Source organism: Acutalibacter sp. 1XD8-36 (assembly GCF_009917525.1).
Taxonomy (GTDB): domain Bacteria; phylum Bacillota; class Clostridia; order Oscillospirales; family Acutalibacteraceae; genus Acutalibacter.
This window is the reverse complement of record NZ_QZDU01000001.1, coordinates 93759-118562: the sequence shown is the minus strand read 5'-3', so window position 1 is coordinate 118562 and position 24804 is coordinate 93759. Positions and strand designations below refer to the sequence as shown.

At 49.3% G+C, this 24804-nt stretch carries 21 protein-coding genes; 8 read left to right on the top strand and 13 right to left on the bottom strand.

All coding sequences use genetic code 11. The features are described 5' to 3' along the window. Positions 1–23 precede the first annotated feature (23 nt). The 4 genes from radA to D5270_RS00715 all read left to right on the top strand — a co-directional run bounded on the left by radA (position 24) and on the right by D5270_RS00715 (position 3880). Positions 24–1397, top strand: a complete 1374-nt coding sequence (radA, locus tag D5270_RS00730) for a DNA repair protein RadA (RefSeq protein WP_166542292.1) — start codon at positions 24–26, stop codon at positions 1395–1397. Next, positions 1394–2131 (top strand): DUF6873 family GME fold protein, encoded by a 738-nt coding sequence (locus D5270_RS00725; RefSeq protein ID WP_166542291.1) that lies wholly within the window; start codon positions 1394–1396, stop codon positions 2129–2131. Before radA ends, D5270_RS00725 begins: the two co-directional genes overlap by 4 nt. Positions 2132–2164: 33 nt before the next feature. Beyond that, positions 2165–2800 carry a class I SAM-dependent methyltransferase gene (locus D5270_RS00720; protein WP_166542290.1) on the top strand — a complete coding sequence of 212 codons (636 nt, stop codon included), beginning with the start codon at positions 2165–2167 and terminating at the stop codon, positions 2798–2800. Positions 2801–2863: 63 nt separating this feature from the next. After that, positions 2864–3880 (top strand): tyrosine recombinase XerC, encoded by a 1017-nt coding sequence (locus D5270_RS00715; RefSeq protein WP_166542289.1) that lies wholly within the window; start codon positions 2864–2866, stop codon positions 3878–3880. A gap of 75 nt (positions 3881–3955) precedes the next feature. Here D5270_RS00715 and D5270_RS00710 read toward each other — a convergent pair whose 3' ends face one another. The 8 genes from D5270_RS00710 to D5270_RS00675 form a co-directional block, all read right to left on the bottom strand. Next, positions 3956–4933 (bottom strand): YesL family protein, encoded by a 978-nt coding sequence (locus D5270_RS00710; protein WP_166542288.1) that lies wholly within the window; start codon positions 4931–4933, stop codon positions 3956–3958. Between the two features lie 32 nt (positions 4934–4965). Further along, positions 4966–5856, bottom strand: coding sequence for a tyrosine recombinase (locus tag D5270_RS00705; protein WP_166542751.1), 891 nt, complete (start codon positions 5854–5856; stop codon positions 4966–4968). 38 nt (positions 5857–5894) lie between these two features. Next, positions 5895–6500 (bottom strand): hypothetical protein, encoded by a 606-nt coding sequence (locus D5270_RS00700; RefSeq protein ID WP_166542287.1) that lies wholly within the window; start codon positions 6498–6500, stop codon positions 5895–5897. A 537-nt stretch (positions 6501–7037) separates the two neighbouring features. Beyond that, positions 7038–8654: a hypothetical protein gene (locus D5270_RS00695; protein ID WP_166542286.1), complete on the bottom strand. Its 1617-nt coding sequence runs from the start codon at positions 8652–8654 to the stop codon at positions 7038–7040. A 186-nt stretch (positions 8655–8840) separates the two neighbouring features. Next, positions 8841–10280: a 4Fe-4S dicluster domain-containing protein gene (locus D5270_RS00690; protein ID WP_442858582.1), complete on the bottom strand. Its 1440-nt coding sequence runs from the start codon at positions 10278–10280 to the stop codon at positions 8841–8843. Positions 10281–10292: 12 nt separating this feature from the next. After that, positions 10293–11465: a SpoIIE family protein phosphatase gene (locus tag D5270_RS00685; RefSeq protein ID WP_161472778.1), complete on the bottom strand. Its 1173-nt coding sequence runs from the start codon at positions 11463–11465 to the stop codon at positions 10293–10295. Then, positions 11458–13128: a [Fe-Fe] hydrogenase large subunit C-terminal domain-containing protein gene (locus D5270_RS00680; RefSeq protein WP_166542285.1), complete on the bottom strand. Its 1671-nt coding sequence runs from the start codon at positions 13126–13128 to the stop codon at positions 11458–11460. Before D5270_RS00680 ends, D5270_RS00685 begins: the two co-directional genes overlap by 8 nt. Before the next feature lie 30 nt (positions 13129–13158). Beyond that, positions 13159–13398, bottom strand: a complete 240-nt coding sequence (locus D5270_RS00675; RefSeq protein ID WP_161472776.1) for a (2Fe-2S) ferredoxin domain-containing protein — start codon at positions 13396–13398, stop codon at positions 13159–13161. Positions 13399–13776: 378 nt separating this feature from the next. On the opposite strand from D5270_RS00675, the gene D5270_RS00670 reads away from it, so the two are divergent. Both D5270_RS00670 and D5270_RS00665 read left to right on the top strand, forming a co-directional pair. Continuing rightward, positions 13777–15129: an MATE family efflux transporter gene (locus D5270_RS00670; protein WP_166542284.1), complete on the top strand. Its 1353-nt coding sequence runs from the start codon at positions 13777–13779 to the stop codon at positions 15127–15129. A gap of 25 nt (positions 15130–15154) precedes the next feature. Continuing rightward, positions 15155–15928, top strand: a complete 774-nt coding sequence (locus tag D5270_RS00665; RefSeq protein WP_166542283.1) for a methyltransferase domain-containing protein — start codon at positions 15155–15157, stop codon at positions 15926–15928. Positions 15929–15976: 48 nt separating this feature from the next. On the opposite strand, the gene dnaJ is transcribed toward D5270_RS00665, so the two are convergent. The 5 genes from dnaJ to D5270_RS00640 form a co-directional block, all read right to left on the bottom strand. Continuing rightward, entirely contained in the window at positions 15977–17122 is a 1146-nt protein-coding gene (dnaJ, locus tag D5270_RS00660) for a molecular chaperone DnaJ (protein ID WP_166542282.1), read from the bottom strand. 25 nt (positions 17123–17147) lie between these two features. Continuing rightward, entirely contained in the window at positions 17148–18986 is a 1839-nt protein-coding gene (gene dnaK, locus D5270_RS00655) for a molecular chaperone DnaK (protein WP_166542281.1), read from the bottom strand. A 66-nt stretch (positions 18987–19052) separates the two neighbouring features. After that, positions 19053–19568: a nucleotide exchange factor GrpE gene (locus tag D5270_RS00650; RefSeq protein ID WP_166542280.1), complete on the bottom strand. Its 516-nt coding sequence runs from the start codon at positions 19566–19568 to the stop codon at positions 19053–19055. A 53-nt stretch (positions 19569–19621) separates the two neighbouring features. Beyond that, a complete protein-coding gene (hrcA, locus tag D5270_RS00645; protein ID WP_166542279.1) occupies positions 19622–20647 on the bottom strand; it encodes a heat-inducible transcriptional repressor HrcA in 1026 nt (341 codons plus the stop codon). 324 nt (positions 20648–20971) lie between these two features. Then, positions 20972–22501, bottom strand: a complete 1530-nt coding sequence (locus tag D5270_RS00640; protein ID WP_166542278.1) for an oligosaccharide flippase family protein — start codon at positions 22499–22501, stop codon at positions 20972–20974. Between the two features lie 197 nt (positions 22502–22698). On the opposite strand from D5270_RS00640, the gene prmA reads away from it, so the two are divergent. Both prmA and D5270_RS16555 read left to right on the top strand, forming a co-directional pair. Next, positions 22699–23628 (top strand): 50S ribosomal protein L11 methyltransferase, encoded by a 930-nt coding sequence (gene prmA / locus D5270_RS00635; RefSeq protein WP_166542277.1) that lies wholly within the window; start codon positions 22699–22701, stop codon positions 23626–23628. 103 nt (positions 23629–23731) lie between these two features. Then, positions 23732–24784 carry a GNAT family N-acetyltransferase gene (locus D5270_RS16555; protein ID WP_207709266.1) on the top strand — a complete coding sequence of 351 codons (1053 nt, stop codon included), beginning with the start codon at positions 23732–23734 and terminating at the stop codon, positions 24782–24784. The last annotated feature ends 20 nt before the right edge of the window (positions 24785–24804 follow it).

Here is a 24804-nt window from a genome sequence, read left to right as displayed (position 1 = left end):
ATCAACATTCGAGGAGCATGTAAATGGCTGGAAAAGCTAAAATAATATATCAGTGTACACAATGCGGCTTTGAGTCCCCAAAATGGGCCGGAAAGTGCCCAGACTGCGGAGAATGGAACACTATGCTTGAGGTGGCAAAGGAGCCGGTTTCACCACAGCACACCGCCGCAGTTAGAAGCCTTGGGAATGTTTCCCAGCCCACACCTATTAATGAGATAAGCACCACGGACGAACACCGCTACAAGACCGGGCTCTCAGAGCTGGACCGCGTTCTTGGTGGAGGCATTGTGAAAGGCTCACTGGTGCTCATAGGCGGCGACCCTGGTATCGGCAAGTCCACGATACTTCTGCAGATATGCGAGTATCTGGGCCGGGAACTTCAGATAATGTACGTTTCCGGCGAGGAATCTGCCAGACAGATAAAACTTCGGGCCACTCGATTGGGTGTGCATAGCCCCAGCCTCAAGGTGCTCACTGAGACCGACGTGCAGTATGTTGTGGAACAAATACGCAATGAGAGGCCTGATTTGGTGATGGTGGATTCTATACAGACCATGAACCACACGGAGCTGACCTCATCACCAGGCAGTGTCACCCAGGTGCGGGAGTGCACAAACACCATGATGCGCTGTGCAAAGACCCTTGATATACCGGTGATTATCGTAGGCCACGTTAATAAAGACGGTGCAATAGCCGGACCTAAGGTGCTTGAACATATTGTGGACGCCGTACTGCTGTTTGAGGGCGACCGCCAGATGACCTACCGTATACTGCGGGCGGTAAAAAACCGTTATGGCTCCACTAACGAGATAGGTGTGTTTGACATGGGTGACCATGGCCTGCAGCAGGTTGAGAATCCCTCCATGGTGATGCTCTCCGGCAGGCCACAGGATTCCTCTGGCACGTGTGTCACAGCCGTTATGGAGGGTACCCGTCCGCTGCTTGCAGAGATACAGGGGCTTGCTACAACCTCTGGTTTTGGCACACCCAGGCGCATGTCCACAGGCTTCGACCATAACCGGCTGGCACTGATACTTGCTGTACTCGAGAAACGTGCGGGATACTATTTTTCCAATCTTGATACTTATGTAAATATTATTGGCGGACTTCGGCTGGACGAGCCCGCGGTAGATATGGCTGTGGCAATGGCTCTGATTTCCAGCCTGAAAGATGTGCCCATACGCGAAGATACTGTGGTGTTTGGCGAGATAGGGCTCGCTGGGGAGCTCCGAAGCATTAGCCATAGCGATTTGCGTATTACTGAAGCCGGCAGGCTGGGATTTACCCGATGTATCCTGCCTTATCACGGGTTGAAAAACCTGGTGGGGAAGACCTTTGACGGTATAGAAGTGATTGGCGCGAAAAACATTCGTCAGGCGTTTGAAGCGGCTATATGAGCAAAAATATACTGTCAAGCAACCTGCTTGACAGGCCTGCCGAGCTTATGATTGTATCGGGAGAGTATCCTGAACTTAGGGCTAGCCTAAGTAAGCTGGGAATAAAAACTGTTGCAACCACAGCAGACAATCGTTTGCCCGGGCCTGTACAGTGGCATCCTGATATGCAGGTATGTATTATTGGCGGCAAGGCTATTGTTTTGAGAGATGGCAATTTACATAATGTGTTAAGCAGATATGACATACCTGTTCTCCAAACGCTCGGATTACCCAAACCCGTATACCCGGGTGATGTTTTATGTAATGTACTTGCCTGGAATGGATACGTCTTGGGGAATTTCAAGACAGCAGATGTAACAATTAGACAGGCTGCAGAGAAAATACAGGCCGCTTGGCTAGATGTGAAACAGGGCTATGCAGCGTGCGCTACAGTTCTAGTTGATGAAAAATCAGCTATAACAGCTGATGAGGGAATAGCCAGATGTCTGGAAAAAAACGGTATGAATGTACTTCTGATACACTCAGGAGATATCTTACTGCCTGGATATCCCTACGGATTTATCGGCGGCGGCTGTGGCAAGCTTGCACCGGATGTAATGGCGTTTGCTGGTAAACTTGACAGCCACAGAGACAATGAGCATATCAGAGCTTTTTTAAATATACGTGGTATAAAAGTCGTAGAACTGTTGGATGGGGAATTGCTGGATGTCGGTGGGTTGGTCGCTTTGTGCTAAAACTTTGTTCGATAAAAAAGGAGCTTATGGGTTATGAAAAATCTTTGGATTGATATCCCTCTGGAAATATATGAATCTCATATGAGTTTATCTGATGTGGCTCAGCTTCAGGCGTTGAACAATATCATGCGGGAGCAGGTGATGGCATACCCGGTAGCTGAGAGCGTTGCAGTTTTGGGCGTTGCTGGTGGTAATGGATTAGAACACTGTTTGGAGCGATTTAAGCTTGTTTATGGCATCGACATAAATCCGGCTTATTTAGCAATGTGTGCAAAGAGATTTAGGTGGGCTGTAGATAAGTCGCTGCGGCTGATTGAGACAGATTTGTCCAAGCCTGAGTCCGTGATATCGCAGGCCGATTTGATTATAGCTAACCTGCTGATTGAATACGTCGGCATCGAGACATTTTGTAAGAAGGTTGCAGTGGCACAGGCTCAGTATGTGTCGTGCGTGATACAAGGTACAGACTGTGAGCAGAGCTTTGTGTCAGAGTCGCCATATCAGTCAGCGTTTCATGGTATTGGAAAACTGCATCAAGATGTGGACGAGATGAAGCTGACAGATGAAATGGCGTTGCATCACTACATACAAGTGTACAGAGAAAGCTATGACATGCCCAATAGCAAAAGTCTTGTTCGGATGGATTATAGTCTGGATGGCAGAAGATAAAAGTATAGGCAATTATACAAAATGAATATTTTGTATAATTGAGGGGAGGTTAAAAAGCCATATATGAGCTTTTCAATAAAAAATGAGATGTCCGCCATTGTACAGCAGTACGCCATGTACCTACGTAACATAAAAGGTTTATCTGCCAAGACTGTAGATAACTACTGTATGGACCTTAGGACATTCTTCAGATTCTTAAAACATTACCAGAATATTGTCCCAAAATCCACGCCACTAAATGAAATCACAGTGCAGGATATCGATTTGGAATTTATCCGGAGTATTACCACCAACGACATATTTGAGTTTATGAATTATGTAGCTGATGAACGCAGCAATATGAGCTCTACCCGCCAGCGGAAATCATCGTCACTAAAGTCCTTCTTCAACTACCTGACTATCCATGAGAAGCTTCTGGAGGTAAACCCTACGGAAAATCTGACGCCTCCAAAGTCAAAGAAGGCTTTGCCGCACTTCCTTTCCCTCGAACAAAGCATCGAACTAATAAACGCAGTAGACGGCCCAGACCAGGAGCGCGACCGTTGTATGCTCACTCTGTTCCTTAATTGCGGTATGCGGCTTTCGGAACTGGTGAGTATAAATATAAGCGATGTGTTGCGTAATAATAACACTATGCGTATACTTGGTAAAGGAAATAAAGAGCGCATAGTCTATCTGAATCAGGCCTGTCTGGACGCCATTGACGGCTACCTAGCTGTTCGGCCAAAGGATGGCGTGATAGACCGAAACGCACTGTTCCTCAGCAGCCGCAAACAGCGTATCAGCCCAAAGACAGTGCAGTTTATCGTAAAAAAGTATCTTGAGAAGATTGGCCTGGGTGGACCGGGATATTCGGTACACAAGCTGCGGCATACTGCCGCAACACTTATGTACCGGTACGGAGATGTAGATATCCGGGTGTTACAAGACATTCTGGGCCATGAAAACCTTGGCACGACAGAAATATATACCCACACATCCGATAAGCAGATGGAGGCCGCGGTCAACGCGAATCCTCTTGCAAATATGAGTCCGCCAAAGAAAAAGCAAAAGAAAGCTGTGCCGGACGAAGAAACCTGACATATAATAAAAAGCCTGGAGAGGTCTCCCCTCTCTAGGCTTTTTATTATATTATGCAAGTTCCTTTGTTTGCGGTTAGTCCTGATGCCCGTCTTTCATATTAGATTTCTTTATCAGCCGACCATTTACATAGACATACTTGTCCTCATCTTCGTCCTCCTCTGAGGGTTGCGAGAATAGTCCCGGAAACTCCTCCTCAACAGTAGTAGAGGGCTTTTCCGCCTCGCCACTCTCCATGCGTTTAGCCGCCTGTATCATATAGCGGTCAATAACAGGGTACACGGCAAAGCTTACCAGGTACGATACAAAAGAGAAAACTAAGAACAGGAGCAGTAATACATACACCAGCAAGGTTATATTAAGCAGAGGAATATTCAGGAAAGCAAACAGCATTAAGCATAAAATCACGGTAACAAGGAGGTTCCTGCCGAAACCAGCTACGGTGAAAATCATGGCATTCTTGTATGCGTGGCTGAATTTTAAATCGAAGGTCACAAACATTATTGGCAGATAATACTGAGCGAACAGGAACACCACAGCTACCACTACGCACAGCCACAACGGGATGTAGTATATCCACCCGGAGGATGACATGCCATAATAATACAAGACCGCAAAGGTCAGCATAGTAAATACCAGATAGCAGATAGCGCCATTTAACAGGAAGTATTTCCAGTTACCCTTGACGGCGTCCCAGAAGTCGGACCAGACAAAAGCATGCTCCTCCCTGGCAAAGTTCCTCGTTACAAAGGCCAGGCCTGCCGTAAACGGTGCAAGGAGTATCAGCGGCAGCGGCACCACGAAGGAAGCCCAAGCATCTACCTCAAATACGTTAGCTATTATAACCATATAGTGAGTGGGCGCCATATATATGGCTATCATCAAGATGAAAGCAACTATTGTTGGAAGGATAAATATAAGGTTAAGCTGTACAAGCTTTGAAAATTTCCGGGCAAAAATCTCAAAAAAGCGGATAGGCGCAGCCTTAGGAGGCTCGTCCTTGCTTACGCCTGGTCCAGGCTTGTCATAATTCCCAAATCCAAAAAGGCTCAAAAAATCAGCTCCTAACTATACATTGTATTTGTTTAACCCAATTTTGCCTTGGGATGGCAGTCACGGTATACCTGCTGAACATGGTTGTCCAACAACTGCACGTACACCTGAGTGGATGAAATATCAGCATGTCCCATCATGGTCTGAATATCCTTAACGGACGCTCCATTCTCCAAAAGATGCAATGCAAATGAGTGGCGGATTGTGTGCGGCGTTATTTCCTTGGTAATGCCTGCCTCCACAGCATAACTCTTAACGATTTTCCAGAAGCCCTGGCGTGTAAGACGTCCACCGTTGAGATTCACAAACAGTGCGCCACCGCCGCCCGGACCAGCAATCAGGCCGCGCATACGGTAGATATAATCAGAGACAGATACCACTGCCGACGGATAGACCGGTATGGTACGTACCCCCTTGTTTCCCCGGCAATAAAGGACTCCGGAGCGCAGGTTAATATCCTCAATATCTAGGTTTATCAGCTCTGAAGCCCTGATTCCAGTAGCATAGAGCAACTCAAGCATGGCCTTGTCCCTGCATCCCTTTGGCTCAGTGGTATCCGGCTGTGCCAACAACAGCTCAATCTCGTCGCCCTGCAGCACCTGCGGCAGTTTCTTCTCTGTCTTGCCTATCCTAATGCCTCTTGCAGGGTTAGAGTCCACCAAATCTTTATAAATGAGAAATTTATAGAAACACCTGACAGAGGCTAAATTTCGGGAAATGGTCGTTGGAGAGCGGTTCATCTCCTGAAGATGGTCCACAAATCCCTGAACATCCCTTTCATCAGCCTTTAAAGGGGTAATATCAATCTTTGATAGATATGACAGGTAATTCATGGTATCCCGCAGATACGATTCACGGGTGTTCACAGAGTTAGGCTTTTCCCTAGACAGAAACTCGCTGAACATTGAGTAATAATCTTGCATCAATTTAAACACCTTCCTCATTTACAAATCCAGCCTGGCTAAATCATTCCATAAATAGAGGCCAACAAGCCACCGATAACGGACACCGCTACCGAAAAGCAAATAAAACACATAAAATCTTTAAAGTAAAGCTGAAAATCCAAAGTTTCCTGGTGCCTTGAAAATCCAGCCCTGGCAAGACCGCCGGAAAAAACAAATGCTCTGGTTGCAAAGAGAATCAAGAGAAGCGAGACAGCCGCCGCTGCAGGCGTAAAGCAGACAGCTGAACGCCATAACTCTGAGAGGCTCTTGCCGTCAAGTAGAAATAGCACGCTTACAGCCACAGACACCCCTTTGCAGAACATAAGCACCGGTATACCAAAAGCTCCAAAAGCCGTAACACCCAGCAGGAACACACCAATTAGGCTAATCAATCCGTTCAGCAGTACAGACGAGAAACACTGCAGAAAGCCTAAGCCAAGTGGTGGAATACCCGAGAAAAACAGCGGCATTATTATCCTGTCGCCTAGCAAGCTAAACACCTTTACAGCCCCCCCCGCTACAGTGATACCACAAATGAAACTCGCGCTGAGCAGTAAAAACACAGGACGAACTGAAAACCGTTCCAGAAACTGCATGTCAAATAAATAATCCTCTTTTTTCATAGTGCCACTCCTTCCTTTGTTAAAATGACTATGCCTTGAGAATACAGTTTATTCTCAGAAGGAGGGCAAAATGAAAAAGTATTCAAAATTTATTTGCAACCTGGGTTTACGGAGTTTATCAACATATTCATTGCTTGCATCTATCTCGTCATGGTGCGCAGTGTGTTTTCCACAATCTGTGTTTAAATGTTGAAATCACGGCTGGATTCCAGCATAAAACTCGCGATTTGTTCCTGCATGTACTACTATAATACAAATGGAAGAATTTTGCAAGAGGGAAACGAATATTTTTACCTTTTTACCGCAGCCCTTTACCACTTATGTCAACCTAATTATGTAAATTGATGAATATTAAGTGCCAATTATTATGACAACTCGCCAAGAGCGGGCATGTATACTTATTCCACCGTCTAGAATTGCTATAATTCGCACTGTAAAGCTATTCTCTTTACAGCTTCTTCCTCTCCCCTATCTCGAACACCAAAAACAGCCGTGACACCTTCATCAGGTACCACGGCTGCTCTCACAAACTCAATACTATTTAGATATCTTACTCTCCATGCGCTTAATCTCAGTGGCTATTCCCGGAAGGTCGTGTATAGTTACAACCCCATCCTCATTCATATCCATCGCCAGATACTGTGCCTCAGTTTCAACCTCCTGGACATCCAGATAATACAATGAAGCGAACACGATGTCAGACTCCAGCACCTTCCCATCGCCAGTGCAGTCTGCCCGGATAACTATTGTAATTTCATCCCCACTGCCATCGCCATATGGAAGCCTAATCTTCATCCCGGTCTTCAGCACAGCTTCATGTATAGCGCCGCCGTCCTGATTGAAAGCCTCTATGCTTTGCGGTGCATAAATTTTTCTCAAATCTGATATTCTCGAGCCGCTCAACACAGAGATATATTTCCCGTCATTGCCGCTCAATTCCCTAAATCTGCATCGCTCAATTATCTTGCCCACCTCGTCGTTCCCGCCAGGCGTAGGTCCGGGGCTTTCTTCTGGTTCGTTGCTGGGCTCCGGCTCGCTGCTGCTCTCAGGCTCTGAACTGGGCGACTCTTCCTCACCGTTGTCCGGGGTTGGCTCAGCTGTTGGTTCTGGGCTAGGTTCCTCGGTCTCCCCCGGATTATCCGTTGGCTCAGGTGTCGGCTCAGGCTCACGGTCCGGCTCACGAAATATAAGCCTTGTCAGGCATAACATTTCGTCTTTAATTATGAGGGCATAATCCTCTACTATCCCACAGACATAACCCTCAGTATTAGCTGTTTCGACCTCAATAACTTCTTCGCCAGACCAGTCATACTTGTGAACCACACCGGAACTGTCTGCCGCGAACAGATAGCTGTCTGTCCCTAGACAGGCGAGAGGATTCAGTACATCAATGTCAACAGCTACCTGCTCAATACTCCCGTCTCTAATTCTCACTATCATTCCAGATTCATCTATGTATACATCTTCCCCCACCAGTTTGCTTGGGCAAGGTGCGTCCAGGAACAGTTCACTGCAATCCATATCGCCCCCTCTCCAGCGATACAGAACTCCACCAGTGTACATATAGACCCAGCCGCCTTGTGTTGAGTCAAGAAATTCAACATCCGCAACTCTTGTTTCCTCCGGCTCTGAGAGTGATTCACACTGCCACAGCTCACCGTTTGATGAAAGTATATATATTATGTACTCATGTGTACCCTGCTCGGTACCCGCATTGGAAAATACCAGTTTGTCACTTTCCTCTGGAAACAGCCCATGCATATCCGTTTTAAAATTTTGTAAGTGTGATTCCAAAGAATAGAGCGACGTATTAAAACTCATTTCATCACACTGTCCAATCCCCAGAGTACCGCCATCCAGAAAGAATGCCCTACCATCTTCCACAACATCTACTGGAGTCAGCTTGCTGTCCGTACTAGAGCCATCCTTATAGTACGCAAGCAATTTACCGGAATCCTCTAAAAGCATCACAATATTATTTTCATGCCTGCCAAACACCCGAAGCTCTACATCACCGCCTATAACCTGTACCGGCACCTCGTTATTGCCTCCGGCAATGAGAATAATGCTGAGAGCAAAAATCAGTGCCAAAATAAGAAATATTCTCCACTTACCCAGCCGTGTAAAACCTGCATGTTTCCTTTTACGCTTCATACCACACCCCCTCAGTATTTCAACATACTACCCAAAGCTACAATCTACTATATATTGTATACTAATTCATCTCCATATTCAATAAGCTATCTAACTAAAATTCACCTCATTGATTCGTGAAAATAGACAAAAAAGAAAAGCAGAGGCTCAAATCACGGAGTTCACTGCTTTTCAATTCAAATATTTTTATTGCAGGATAGATACGGCGTCGCCAATAGTCTTCTCCATGGCTTCTTTACCGTACTTATCAACCTCAGCCTTGTTTTTCTCACCGTGGGTCAGGCAGCCCGCGCCGCCGATACATCCGCCGTTACAGGCCATGCCCTCAATGAAATTGCCAGCTAAAGCGTTCTTGGATTTCTTCAGCAGGGCCATACGGCAGGCCTCAATACCGTCGCATGGTACTGCCTTCAGGTCAAACTCTATTCCCTGCTCCTTCATCGCCTGTGCCACAGCGTCAGACACACCGCCAGAGCGGGCAAAGATACGGCCATAGTAGGATGCGTTGTCCAGCACGTCCTCCTCAAGGGTCGTAATATCCATATCCATGCTGTCGAACAAGGCCTGGAGCTCCTCGAAAGTAAGTACCGCATCAATAAGAGGGCGTACACGCTCCTGTCTGGCCTCAGCCTTTTTGGCTGTACACGGACCGATAAATACCACCTTGCCGGTTGGGTCGGTCTTTTTAAGATACTCCGCCAGAGCCGCCATTGGCGACAGGTTATGGGAAATGTTCTCCTCTAACTCCGGGAACGCCGACTTGACATATGACACAAACGCTGGACAGCAGGAGCTCGTCAGGAATCCTTTCTCCGCCAACTCCCGGGATTCGCTCATAGCCACCATGTCGGCGCCAAGCGCTGCCTCAATTACGGTGAAGAAGCCCATCTTCTTAAGCCCTGTAATGACCTGTCCCAGGTTTGCATATACAAACTGACTGGAAATTGACGGTGCAACCACCGCGTATACCTTATAATTCTTATTGTCCTCGCTCTTTTTCAGCATATCGATTACGTTGAGCATAAAGGACTTGTCCGTCACCGCACCGAACGGGCACTGATACACGCATGCACCGCACTGTATGCACTTCTCATCGTCGATAGCCGCCGCATTGTTCTCATTGATAGAGATAGCCTTGACCTTGCATGCCACCTGACACGGGCGCTTGCGGTCAACAATAGCCGAATAGGGGCAGACCTTCGCGCACTGTCCGCACTCAACACACTTACTCTTATCGATATGGGCCACGTGGTTATGGTCGAAGGAGATAGCACCCCTGCGGCATACATCCTCGCAGCGGTGCGCAAGGCAGCCGCGGCATGAATCTGTGACCTCATAGCCTGCGGCAGGACACTCATCACAGGCTATGTCTATTACCTCTATAATATTGGGATTATCCGCATGGCCGCCCATTGCCATCTTGACTCGTTCCGCCAAAATCGCGCGCTCTTTATAGACACAGCAGCGCATTGTTGGCTCCTTGCCGGGAACGATGATTTTGGGTATGTCCATCATCCCCTCCAGCAGCCGGTCCTCCCAAGCCATCCTGGCCGTCTCCCGGAGGACTTTATATTTTAGGTACTGTACCTTGGTGTCAAACCGTTTCAGTTGATTTGGTTGGTTCACTTGGCACCCTCCTTAAAAATAGCTTACCTTTACCCTTTTGCCCATCTGCCGCAGGCAATCTACCAGCTCCTCAGCAAGGCTCATCTTAATGCTGAAGGTTATGGGCAGGTCAGGGTTTTGGTGGGCCGGGTTTATCGCCCGTCCCACAAAGAAGTTTATGTCTGTAGCCTCCTCGAACAGGAAGCGACTTATGAGAGCCGCGCCGTCCCGCTTCATGCCCCAGTCCTCATATCTGTCGTTGTCCTTCAGGTAGTCCTTGGCATATTCAAGCACTCTGGCTATAGTTATAACACCCTCAGTTACCAAATCTACTCCCTCCAGCTCCGCAGTGGGCGGTAGGTCTGAGCCCTCAAAGTTGAGGCTGGGCTTCAGCGGCTTGCGCAGGAACTGTGAGGCTATTGTAGAGGTGGTACCGCCGCAGATGATATGCTTGCCCTCCTTGGAGAAGAACAGGCTCATCATTCTGTCGCAGTCGTCACGGTTGGACGGCGGGCCAAACAGCAGGTTCATGGGCTCGCGCTTGCGGATACGCACTACACACGAGGTAACATCATCCTTTGGCTCTCCCCCATACAGCTTATAGCACTCGTCCACCAGCATAGTTGAAAGGGTCTTTGCCGTATATCCGGCAAGGATGATGGTCTCCATAAAGCTAGTGATATCCTCAATGGCCCATCCGAAATTGTACTCTATTCCGATTCCCGCATGTGGGCACCCATCGCTCATGGCGATAAACGCGTCGTTCTCCCTTAAAGGTATAGACGACTTGAATATCTGCTTGCCGCCTATGTTCATCTCGGTCTTGGGATAGTCATAGTTCACCCCATCCCTTAACAGTATAACATGCGGGTTATCATACTGTATCAGCTCGGCAGTCTGATTGTTCAATAGGTGTATTATAGTAAATGTAGAGTAGGCTACACCATGCTCCGAGCTGACCGGCAGTGTGGCCGCCACCGCAGAGACACACTCCTCCAGGGGCATGCCTGCTGCCATCATTGTAGAAATTATCTTTGATGTGAGCGTGGAGAGAATGCTGGCCTTCACGCCGCTGCCAAGGCCGTCCGCCAGCACCACAACGGTGGAGTTGTCTCCCTGCTCTATCACATCCACATGGTCGCCGCATAGCTGCTCGCCATAGTGGTTAATGCTCTTATATCCGATATCAGCGCAAAGGTCATTCATCAGTGATTGACTCCTTCAGCTTTGTCAGCGCTATCTTGGTCTCGGCAGCTGTCTCGCCCAGCAGACTTGCAATGTCCTGGACAATACGCATTTGCTTTTCTACCACCTTGTCGGCAACCTCCACCGTCTGCCGGCTGATGCTCTCCTTCTTTTCCTTATCAAGCTGCTCATCGGTTATATCGCGCATAATTCCAATAAGCAGGTGCAGGTCCCGGTCATAGACTACCGACTGCTCAACATAGCACTTATACTCGGCCAGATATACCTTTTCATCGCGCACATCCCGCTTAGAGTTCAGCACATTTAGGAACACAGTGGGGTCAAGTATCCTCACCACCGGCTCACCCAGCACATCAGACGCAGAGCGTATGTTCATTATCTTCCTGGCCTTATTGTTTATCTGCTGCACTTCCAAGTCCTCGTTGAGCACAATGAGGCCATTTGGTGTATTGTTGACTATGGCGTCAGAGAAGCCCTCTGCCTTATCCTTCAGGAAGGGCAGGCACATGGATATCTCAGCCTTACCCTGGCATACGGCAATGGCCTTCTCGCGGCAGGTGTTATAGCCACAGGAGCCACAGTTCAACTCCTGAGACGGCTTGAACTTACCCATCTGGCGCAGGGCTGTATTTATCTCAGCCTCGGTTGGCATACGGTTTTGCATTTCAAGATAGGCAAACTGCTTGCGCATAGACTTTGGTTCAGGCTGCCTGACCTCAAAGTCCCTCTCCCCGGCATAACCGGACACCGCAACATAATCCCTTACAGGCGAATGCCTTTCCATCACAGGGCCGCCAATACAGCTGCCGGTGCAGATTGACATTTCAATAAAGCAGTTATGCAGCTTGCCGTCTATAATGTCCTTCAGCGCCGCAATGCAGTTTTCCGCACCGTCCAATGCCAGGTAAGCGTAGCAAGGAGCATTCAGCTCCATTGTCTTTAGGATGCCGCCTGTGGTCGGGAAAAAACGCGCACGGCTGCACTCCTCTGAATCTATCTCCTGCTCCAGCTTGATGCCTGCAGAATCCAGCCACTGGCTCAGCTCCTCAAATGTAAGCACACTGTCCACAATACCTTCATATCGGGCCGCCTCGTCCTTTTTGGCAACGCAAGGCCCGATAAAGACAGTCTTTGCATTGGGAATGCGGCGCTTAATGTCCTTGCAGTGGGCCATCATGGGGGAATCAATGTCGGCCAGGAACTCTAAAGCCGCAGGGAAATGCTTTTGGATAAGCAGGTTTACCGAGTGGCAGCATGAGCTGATAACCACATCACGCTTATCCTCTTTGAGCATACGGTCATACTCAGTTTTGACCATTGTTGCCCCCAGAGCGGTCTCCTCTACATCAAAGAAGCCCAGCTGCTTCAAGGCCTTTCTCATAGCTCCAATACCCACACCGGGGAAATTGGCTATAAACGACGGAGCGAGACTGACAATAACAGGGTCACCGCTCTGCATAAAGACCTTTACCTTCTCGGTCTCATCAACTATCTCCTTGGCGTTCTGCGGGCATACCACAAAGCACTGCCCGCATAAGATGCACTCGTCACTGATGATATGGGCCTGGCTGCCGGAAAAGCGTATAGCTTTCACAGGGCAGTGGCGGATACATTTATAGCAGTTTTTACAGTTGGATTTTTTTAACCGCAAACAGTCCGGCATACTCCCAGTCTCCTTTCGGTTTTGATAAGTTTAGACCTTGGCTTTGATATTGGTGTTGAAGAACTCCTCTGCTGTCTCAGGAGAGACGGAGTAGAACTGGTCGTCCACTGTAACACAGACGCCCTGCTGGCATTTGCCCATGCAGAAGGTGCCGCCCAGGTCAACCTTCTCCTTCAGGCCGTTGTCGGCAATGAGCTGCTGAAACTGCTCGACCACCTGACGGGACCCCTTTATGTGGCAGGAACTACCGATGCACACTGTAACTTTCATGACTTTGACCTCCTAAAAAATGTTGTTGGGAACTGTGTCTATATTCTAACATTTTTCTATGAATTTTGCAATGAAAAATTCTGTATATCCGCATAATTGTTATCGATAACTATTTATCGATAACTTGGGCGGCAAAACAGGGCATTCTGCTCAAAAGTAATGTTTTACTGCTTGCTTTATGCTTTCAAAACATTATAACAAGCCTTTTATAGCCAGTGTCATAGCTAAATTACATCACGATTTTCCCAAATGAAACTTCTCACCACACCTCTTGCATTTTCCTTCCAAAAGGCGTATAATAATTGCATTAACAACTATTTTTAGTTTGGGAGAGTGGGTATATTGCAGTTTATAAATGCAGAAAAAATATGTAAGGGTATGGAACTTGGAGAAATTCCCCCTAACAGACAGATATTTCAGGACGCTGTAAATGTCGCCTGGCCCTCGGTGCTGGAATCATTTTTTGTCTGTCTTGCTGGGATGGTTGATACTATCATGGTGGGCTCTCTGGGCTCATTTGCCATTGCTGCCGTCGGCCTCACCACTCAGCCAAAATTTCTGGGGCTTGCCGTGTTTCTGTCCATGAATGTCGCAGTATCAGCGCTGGTAGCCAGACGCAAGGGGGCCGGTGATCGCGAGAGCGCCAACCGTATTGTGCGGATGGCTCTGCTCATCACTATCGCCCTCACTGTACTTATCAGTACAGCCTTTGTGATTTTTGCCAGCCCAATTATAAAAATGGTTGGCTCCCAAGCCGATACCCATGAATATGCTGTTGAGTACCTACAAATTATTATGGGTGGCATGGGCTTCTCCACTATATCGCTTATGCTAAATGCTGCACAGCGCGGTGCCGGTAATACCAGAATAGCTATGCTCACTAATGTGATATCCAATACTGTCAATGTGGTCTTTAACTACTTACTTATAGGAGGCAATTTCGGCTTCCCTGCTTTAGGTGTGCGCGGGGCCGCGCTGGCTACTGTAATCGGAACGGTATGTGCCTGCTGCCTTAGCATTGCTTCCGTCCTTAGAAAAGACGGCTTTATAAACCTGCGCTCAGTAAAGGGATGGATTGCCGACCGTATTAGTATACGCTCCATGCTAAACGTGGGCTCAAGTGCTTTTGTGGAGCAGATATGCCTACGCATTGGCTTCCTGCTGTTCTCTATGACTGTTGCCCACCTGGGCACCACTCAAATGGCTGCCCACCAGATTGGCATGAATCTTATGAGTATGTCTTTCTCCTTCGGTGACGGCCTGTCCGTAGCGTCAGTCACTTTAATAGGTCAGAGCCTTGGCAGGAAGCGTCCGGATATGGCGAAGATATACGGAAACGTGTGCCAAAAGATAGGACTGCTCTGCGCCTGCCTCGTAGCTACGGTATACTTTCTGTTTGGCAAGCAGATATTTACTCTGTTCTCTCAGGAGCAGGTCATCCTCAACTATGGCGAACAGATAATGCGCATACTCAGCGTTACCCTCTTCTTCCAGATAGAGCAGGTGGTGCTGTTCGGTTGTCTGCGCGGAGCCGGGGACACAAAGTTCACCGCTCTGGTGTCACTTATCAGCGTCACTTTCATTCGCCCTGGCATGAGCTGGCTGCTCTGCTATCCGCTGGGTATCGGCCTTATCGGCGCATGGCTTGGCACCTTCTGCGACCAAGTTTTGAGATTTATACTCACCTTCCTACGGTTCCGCAAGGGCCAGTGGACAAAGATACGTCTATAAAATATACGGAAACGGAGCTGATTTTATGTCAGACTGGAACGCCCGTCAATACTTAAAGTTTAAAAATGACCGCACCCAGCCCGCTATAGACCTGGCGGCCCGCCTTAATTGCGATGCTCCGGCAAAAGCTCTTGACGTTGGCTGCGGCCCCGGAAACAGCACCGCCGTGCTGAAAGCCCGCTTTCCCAAGGCTCAGATAATCGGTGCAGACTTCTCAGAGAACATGGTGGAGACAGCAAAAAAGGATAACCCCGGACTTGAGTTTATTCGGTGCGACATAAGCGCGGATATTGACAGTTTGCCCCATGATTTTGACATTGTCTTCTCTAACGCCTGCCTGCAGTGGGTGCCCGACCATCCATCCCTCCTGCCACGGCTTATGAGCCTGCTGAAACCTGGCGGGTTCTTAGCAGTACAGATACCAATGAACTATCAGGAGCCTATTCACAGGATTATCGAGTCAACCGTATCCCATAGCCCATGGACAGAGCTGATACCATATATGAGGCTGTTCCACACTCTCAGTCAGGAGCAGTATTTTGATATCCTCTCTGACATCTCGACTGACTTCACCCTTTGGCAGACTACATATCTTCACCGCCTACCCTCCCATCAGGCAATTATGGAATGGTACAGCTCCACCGGCTTGCGGCCCTACCTGGATGCTGCTGTGACTAAAGAGGCAAGGGATGATTTTTATCAGGAGGTGTTCCGTCAGGTCCGAGATGAGTACCCGGTACAAAAAAACGGCGAAATAATATTCCGTTTCCCCCGCTTCTTCTTCATCGCTGAAAAATAGAAAAATCTCCGGGACTGCTTGATACAGCAATCCCGGAGATTTTTTATTTTAGTCTCCAAACAAATCTCTTAGCTTGGAGAAAAATGTTTTGCGCTTCTGGTAATTCTTATCGTCAGTATTATTGTCCAGCTCCGATAGTATCTCCTTCTGACGCTTGTTAAGGTTTTTGGGTACCTCGACTGTGACCTGCACATACTGGTCGCCTCTGGCCCTGGAGCGAAGGCTCTGTATACCCTTCCCCTTTAACCTAAACACATCTCCCGGCTGTGTCCCTTCGTGGACATGATAGCTAACTTTGCCATCCAGGGTTGGCACCTCTACGTCCGCGCCAAGCGCCGCCTGGGTGAAGGTTATGGGCATTTCACACCAAACGTCGTTTCCGCGCCGTTTGTAGATTGGGTGCGGCCTCACATTGATATACACATGAAGGTCGCCGCTAGGCCCGCCATTCGCCCCGGTGTTGCCGTGACCGCTCACATTCAGCACCTGCTCATCATCAATACCAGCGGGGACCGTAACCTCAATGGTCTTCCTTCTGCGCACCCTGCCCTTGCCGTCACATGTATGGCAGGGCTTCTCTATCAGCTTGCCTGTGCCGTGGCAGCGGTCACAGGACTGGGTAGACTGGACAACGCCGAAGGGCGTGCGCTGGCTGACACGCACCTGGCCCGTGCCATTGCAGTTGGGACAGGTTTTTGGGGTGGTACCGGCTTCAGCTCCGGTGCCATGGCAGTCAGAACAGACCTCTATCTGCTGGTATTCCACATTCTTCTTACAGCCCTTGGCGGCCTCCTCAAAGTCTATGGCAAGGTTTGCCTGGGCGTCAGAGCCCTGGCGCGGCGCATTTGGGTTAGCCCTGCGCGAACTGCCTCCAAAGCCTCCTCCAAAAAAGCTGTCGAATATATCCGTAAAGTCGAAGCCGCCCTGGAACGGATTGCCTCCTCCTGCACCGCCTCCGAAGTTCGGGTCTACTCCGGCATGACCGAACTGGTCATACCGGGACCTTTTATCGCTGTCGGAAAGCACCTCATAAGCCTCATTGACCTCTTTGAACTTTGCCTCGGCAGTTTTATCTCCGGGATTCAAGTCCGGGTGGTACTGCTTCGCCATCTTTCGGTAAGCTTTCTTTATATCATCCTCTGAGGCCGACTTCTGGACGCCCAGCACCTCATAATAGTCTCTCTTATCCGCCACTCAAATCAACTCCTGAAAACCTCGGTTAGTTCACATCCTTAAAGTCCGCGTCGTACACGTTGCCGTCGCCGCCGGGATTGCCGCCCTGTCCAGGGTCCACAGGTCCCTGAGCGTTGGGGTCTCCCTGAGGCCCATTCTGCTGATACAGCTTCTCGCTGACTGAGTACAGCGCCTTCTGCAGCTCATCCATATTGGCCTTTATGGTGTCAATACTGCCGTTTGTGATACTGTCACGCAGTGCGGCGACCTTAGCATTCACCTCATTCTTCTCAGCTTCAGACACCTTGTCGCCGGTCTCAGAGATAAGCTTCTCCGCAGAATAGCACATGCTCTCGGCGTTGTTCTTGGTATCGACCTCTTCCCTGCGCTTTTTATCCTCCTCGGCAAACTGCTCAGCAGCCTTTACAGCTGCATCAATATCCTCTTTGCTCATATTGGAGCTGGAGCTGATGGTAATATGCTGCTCCTTGCCGGTTCCAAGGTCCTTTGCAGAGACATTCACTATGCCGTTAGCGTCGATGTCAAAGGTGACCTCAATCTGGGGTATACCACGGGGAGCGGGAGCAATGCCGTCCAGCTTGAACAGGCCCAACTGTTTATTATCCCTTGCAAACTCCCTTTCGCCCTGGAGCACATTGACCTCAACCTGGGTCTGTCCGTCGGCAGCTGTGGAAAAAATCTGGCTCTTCTTAGTGGGGATAGTAGTGTTGCGGTCTATAATCTTTGTCATAACTCCGCCCATTGTCTCAACACCCAGAGAAAGCGGGGTAACGTCCAGCAGCAGCAGGCCCTGGACCTCGCCGCCCAGTACGCCGGCCTGGATTGCCGCGCCAATTGCAACGCATTCATCGGGGTTAATACCCTTAAAGGGGTCCTTGCCAATGAAATTCTTCACAGCTTCCTGTACAGCAGGAATGCGGGAAGAGCCACCGACCAAGAGCACCTTGCTGACCTCATTTATAGACAGCCCGCTGTCCTGGAGAGCCTGACGGACCGGGCCCATGGTCTGCTCCACCAAGTCGGCAGTGAGCTCGTTAAACTTAGCCCTGGTTAAGGTCATCTCCAAATGCTTGGGTCCGCTGGCGTCAGCGGTGATATACGGCAGGCTTATAGTGGAGGTCGTAACTCCGGACAGGTCTATTTTAGCCTTCTCTGCCGCTTCTTTAATGCGCTGCATAGCCATCTTATCATTAGTCAATTCAACGCCCTGTTCCACCTTAAAGCTGTCAACTATCCAATTTATAATACGCTGGTCGAAGTCATCGCCACCCAAACGGTTATTACCGGCTGTGGCCAAAACCTCCTGCACGCCGTCGCCCATTTCGATGATGGATACGTCGAAAGTGCCGCCACCAAGGTCATACACCATAACCTTCTGGTCGTTATCCTTATCCACACCATAGGACAGGGCCGCAGCGGTGGGCTCGTTGATTATACGCTTGACTTCCAGTCCGGCAATCTTGCCAGCGTCCTTAGTTGCCTGGCGCTGGGCGTCGGTGAAGTAGGCGGGCACAGTAATGACCGCGCTGGTAACCGTATCACCCAAGTAGGCCTCAGCGTCTGCCTTCAGCTTCTGGAGGACCATAGCGCTTATCTCCTGAGGGGTATAGTTCTTGTCATCAATGCTCACCTTATAGGAGGAGCCCATCTCACGCTTAATGGAGGATATGGTACGGTCCGGGTTGGTGATAGCCTGGCGCTTCGCCACCTGGCCCACCATGCGCTCACCGGTCTTGCTGAATGCTACAACAGATGGAGTGGTACGAGCACCCTCGGCGTTGGCGATGACAACGGGCTCGCCGCCCTCAATAACTGCAACACATGAGTTGGTAGTGCCTAAGTCGATACCAATAGTCTTTGCCATAATAAATTACCTCTCTTAATAAAATTTTCAATTCACGTCATATATCTTGTTATAACTTTTATAGCTTTAGTTCGCCACCTGTACCATTGCGTGGCGCACCATTCGGTCGCCCAGCATGTAGCCCTTCTGATACACCTGTGAAATAACATTCTCCCCAATATTCTCATCTTCAATATGGGCAATGGCGTTGCAGCGGTTTGGGTCAAAGGCCTCCCCCACCTGCCCAACGGCGGTGATACCAAGTTTTTCAAAGGCCGTATCTATCTGGGACTGAATCATCTCCACGCCTTTACGCATATCCTCAGCCGACGCGTTCTCCTGGTTTAGGGCAAGGCCGATATTATCGGCGATAGGCAGAATAGCCTGTATTGTGTCAGAAACGGCATTATTATAGATAGCACTCTTTTCGTTGGCTGTACGCTTTCTAAAATTATCGTACTCAGCCAATACCCGAAGATATTGCTGCTTGTGCTCGTCCAGCTCCCGGCGCAGCTTTTCCAGATCTTCCTCCAGCTTTGGAGCCTCCTCAGTCTCAGGCAGTACCTCAACTTCTGGAGGCTTCTTTTCCTCTTTGTCCTTCATTATAGGCATCTCCTTTCCAACTGTATATTTGTATTAAACCATAATATTACTTACTAGTCTTCTCCCGCCAGCAGAGTTAGTTGACCGCTTAGGCGTTCCGTTAGATAATCCAGCATAGCGGTAAGCTTCGGATAGTCCATCCGTACCGGGCCTATCAACGCAATAGCTCCGGCGTCCTGTTCATCTATAACATACCGTGACACCAGCATGGATGCGGAGTCCAGCTCCGGCCTCCCACACTCCCGGCCTATCAACGCTGCTACCCGGCCAGGCTTTTGCTGTAGAAGCGCTGATAGTTCTTCCTTATTCTCCAGCAGGTCCAGTATGCTCCTAGCCGCACCAGGCTCCAGCTCAGGATAAAAAAGCAGGTTCATCTGGCCTCCCAACAGTGTCTCGGTGTGGGCTGTATCCCTGGCAGTCCCAAGAAGTGCTCCAAGCGGCGCTCCCACTAGCGCATACATCTCTCCCAGAGATGCCCCTAAATTCTGTAAAAATGCCGGGGTTATATCGGAAACTCTCTTGCCTGTCACTTCTTTGTTGAACACCTGGAAGAACACCCGCAGAATATCCGTCGTCAAATCATAATCGCATCGGAACACACGGTTCTTCATAGTTCCGGCAGTGCTCATCATCAGCAGCATACCTGTGCGTCGGCTGGTCTGTACCAGTTGTATAGCCTTTACCCTGGTCCCCGCGCCACCTGGAGTTGTTGCCATTGCCGCACAGTGGCTTACAGACGCTGCCAAATCCACCGTTCGCAGCAATAGCTGCTCCGCGTCATACAGTGCCGGTGCCAGTTTCACATCCACCCATCGCTTTTCTCCGGCTGTCAACTCCGGCACTTCCATCAGCCGGTCCACAAACTCCCGGTAGCCGCGCTGGGAGGGTATTCTTCCCGAGGAGGTATGCGGCTGCTCTAATAGCCCCATCTCAGTGAGGCTTGCCATCTCGTTTCGCACGGTGGCCGACGAAACTCCTATCTCCTCAGCGATGGCCTTGCTGCCCACAGGCTCACCGTTCCTGACGAAACTCTCCACCACCGAGCTCAATATCTTTTCCTTGCGCAGGGTCAGCTCCATGGAACAGCCCTCCTTTCTATCGGGCCAGCTCTTTTCTCCTGCATTGTTTAGCACTCATAAGCTCCGAGTGCTAAACTGTATTTATAATGTACCACGATGGTCAGAAAAAGTCAATACGATAATTTGTAAATTGTTTATGAATTGCCATTTCATACAAAAAATCCGCCGCTTGGCAGGAAAAAAGAAGCTTCCATACCTGCGGCGGTGGCATAGTTAACGCAGTACAAAAGAGATGTCACCTCTTTTGTACTTAGCGGCGCGGGTACACCCGCGCCGCTCTGCTTGAAAATCGGTATTTACCGATTTTCAAGTGCGTTTACTATATTACTCAGTTTGCTGCATAGACTTCTTTTCCTCTGTACCGCTTATTAGGCTGTTTATTCCCAGGAAGCTCCCAATGAAAATAGCTCCCGATATTGCCGTTTGAATAAAAACCTGTAAAAATCCGTTTGATATTACCATGTGCTGTAATAGCAATCGCCCTATGCTTACTGCCAAAACCGCACAAGTCAGAGGCAGAAGGATATGCTGTACCACTTGGATGTGCAGGCGGCTAACCTTCATCAGTCTGTGCAAGCTCAAAGACGCATTGAAAATTGTGCTGAAAAATAGGATACATACGTAACTCTCCATCCCAAAGAATCGTAGAAAACAAAGCACCAGAATCACCCTTATAAGTGAGTCCGTAAAATTATACTTCATGGAGTTAAATTGTTCATCCAGGCCCTTCAGCAAATTATCGACCACTACATCCAAGTACGTCAGCGGGACAAGTGGAGCCAGCACACGTAAATATGCTCCTGCACTGTCGCTGCCGTAAAACGCCTGGCCCCAGCTATTGCCGAACGCTATAAATAACACTGCAAAAAACATGCCAAAGGCCAGTGCCGCCTGCACCGCCCGGCCTGAAATATACGCCACAGCATTTTTATGGCTCAGCTCTCGCTCCTTGGCGATTTTGGGTATCAATAGTGAAGCAAATGAGGTTAAAAAAGATGAGGGGAAATACAGCATTGGCATTGCCATCCCCTGCAAAAGCCCGTACTGGGACAGTGACGCCGAGTAGCCCAGGCCATACTTTTGCAGTTCCCTGGGAATGAGCAGGTTTTCCCCGGTGTTCAGCAGGCTCCTTGCGGCAGAGCTGAGAGTGCATGGCAGCGCGATATGTCCCAACCCCCTCAGCACTCCCTTACTCTTTTCCCTCCGGCGTGGAGTATGTCTGCGGATGCTCCCGCGGTACGCGCACCAGCTTGCCACAAACGATACCGCTTCCCCCAAAGTTGACGCCGCCATTGCAGCCAAGCACGCAGTTTCGATACTCTGCGGAGCAAACTTCCAGAAAAGAAACACCGTTGCACCGATGGTGAGTATCTGCTCCAAAGCGTCTGAGACTGCCGTAGAAAGTGACTCATCTACTGCAAGAAAATACCCCTTCATGCAGGTGCACATAGACATGAACGGCAGCCCCAGCCCCAGTATCCTCAAACATGGCGCCGCAGCAGAGTCGCCAAGAAAAAGTCCTGCCGCAAAGTCGGCTGTCAGAAATAGAGTAAACGCAATGCAGATACTTATACTCAGGCAGAATCCAAAACACTTTGCTACCACCGAGCGCACAGTCTCTCCCCTGCCGTTTGCCAGCGCCGCAGTCACCATCCTTGTTACTGCAAGGCTAATGCCTGAGGTGGACAGTGTGACAGTAAGCATAAATATTGAGAATATCAGCTGATACAGGCCCATACCCTCTGAGCCTATCTGCTGAGATAAATAGGAGCGGTATCCCATATTTGTAACTCTCAGGAACAGTGACACCAGGGTAAGCAGGGCTCCCTGCAGGAAAAACTTTTTCTTTGTCATTGGGCTACTCCCTCCATGCAGTGTATATAGGAAACACACTTAAAAACCGGCAAATATCGATTTTTAAGCTAGGCAGAAAAGCTGCCCGTGTTATCTATAAACAGTAAAGATTTCAGAAAAAGATTGACAAAAAAGTATACTTAGTATAAAATGGCTATCAAGCTTAGGCAAAAATAAAGCAGAAAAGAGTAGAGCATATGAGCGAAAACTGGACCGAGATAAAAATAACCGTACCGGCTTCAAAGGCAGACCTGGCTGGAGACATAGCTAACATGACTGTGCCTCATGGTATCTATATTGAAGACTACTCCGATTTAGAAGAAAAAGCCATGGAAATCGCCCATATCGACCTGATAGACGAGGATTTGCTGGCAAAAGACCGCACTAAGGCAATCGTGCACGTGTACATCAGCCCTGAGGACAACCCTGCTGAAGCTGTCTCATTCCTTGAGGAACGCTTGAATGCCTGTGGAGTTGAGTATAGCATCGACCGCGCCTCCTGTGCTATGGACGATTGGCTCAATAACTGGAAGAAATATTTTAAGCCTATATCCGTTGGAAAGAAGCTGCTCATTCGCCCTATCTGGGAGGACGATTTTGACAACATGGGCCGCGCCGTATTAAACCTGGAGCCTGGCTTGGCATTCGGTACCGGGACCCACGAGACCACCCGGCTATGTATGGAGCTCATTGAAGAATATATGGTCCCCGGAGTAGATTTCCTTGACGTCGGCTGTGGCAGCGGCATACTGTCTGTGGCGGCACTGCTCCTTGGCGCTGAATCCGCAGTAGGCGTGGACATCGACCCGCTGGCTGTGAAAACTGCCCTTGAAAATGCCCGGCTAAACAGTGTAGACAGCAAGTTCACCGGTATCTGCGGCAACCTTGCGGACAAGGTGTCCGGAAAATACCAGGTGATAGCCGCAAATATCGTGGCAGACATTGTGATAGAGCTGAGCCGCTCTGTACCGGAGTTTCTTGCCCCGGACGGTGTTTATATCATCAGCGGAATCATTGACACACGTGAACAGGATGTGCTGGACGCACTTGAGGATAGGTTCACCGTGATACAGCGAAAAGCTGAGCGCGGCTGGGTAGCTATGGCACTGAAAGCAATCGTGAGATGAGCAATTACGAGTTTAATTGCCCTCTCAGTCACTGCACCGCCTATTTATTGAAAATGTGCCTACTTGAGGCAAAAATAAAGAAAGCGAGGTCAAAACAATGAATATGATACTCGAAACAGAGCGAATGCGCCTGCGCACCTGGCGCATGGAAGACATACAGGATATGTATGTCTACGCCAAAGACCCGGACGTTGGCCCGTGGGCTGGCTGGAAGCCCCATGAGAGCCTTGAGGAGTCTCGCGAAATAGTAAGCAGATGGGTCAATAATACCGACGAAAATAACATAAAGTTTGCTTTGGAGGAAAAAGCCAGCGGCAGAGTTATCGGGTCGATTGGTATTGAGCCTGACGGCAAGCGGCCTAATATTGATGGCTGCCGAAACCTTGGATATGTACTGGGCAAGAATTACTGGGGCCAGGGACTTATGACTGAAGCTGTCCGCGCAGCCATAGACTACGCCTTCCGGGTGCTGAAGCTGCGTCTGCTGACAGTAAACCATTACACCATAAATGACCGCTCCCGCCGGGTGATAGAGAAATCCGGCTTTGTGTATGACGGCACTCTGCGCTCTGGCAGCAGTATCTATAACGGCGAGGAACGCGACCTGTGCTGCTATTCCATGCGCGCCTGGGAATATTGGGCAATGCGTGCAAAGGAGTCCGGATTCTCTCTGGAACTGCCTGAGGATATTGACCGTGGAGAGCTCCAAGCTATGCAGAAAGAGTTTATAGACGTTGACAAGGATGTCACCCCCTTCGGGCTGGACCCGAAGGATATGCGCTTTGACCGGTGGCTGGAGCGCAGCGTCGCCTGGCGCTTCGTCGTACCGGCCACCTTCGCAAAATCTACCCTATACATCCTGAAAAGCCCACATACCGGCCCTACAGGAGCTCTTGACCTGCGACATTACCTCACTGAACGCCTCAAAAACGGCGGCGGTAACATAGGCTATGGCATTCGCCCCAGCCAGCGAAGAAACGGCTTTGCGCCGTACATGCTGGGGCTAGGTATAGAGAAAGCCAAAGCCATAGGGCTTGACCGTGTTCTTGTCTGCTGCGACGACGACAACCCTGCCTCTGCCCATACAATCGAGGACTGCGGCGGTAAGCTGGAGAATGTAGTTGACGGCCTGCGGCGCTATTGGATAACAATATAATATAAAAATAATCCGGGAGC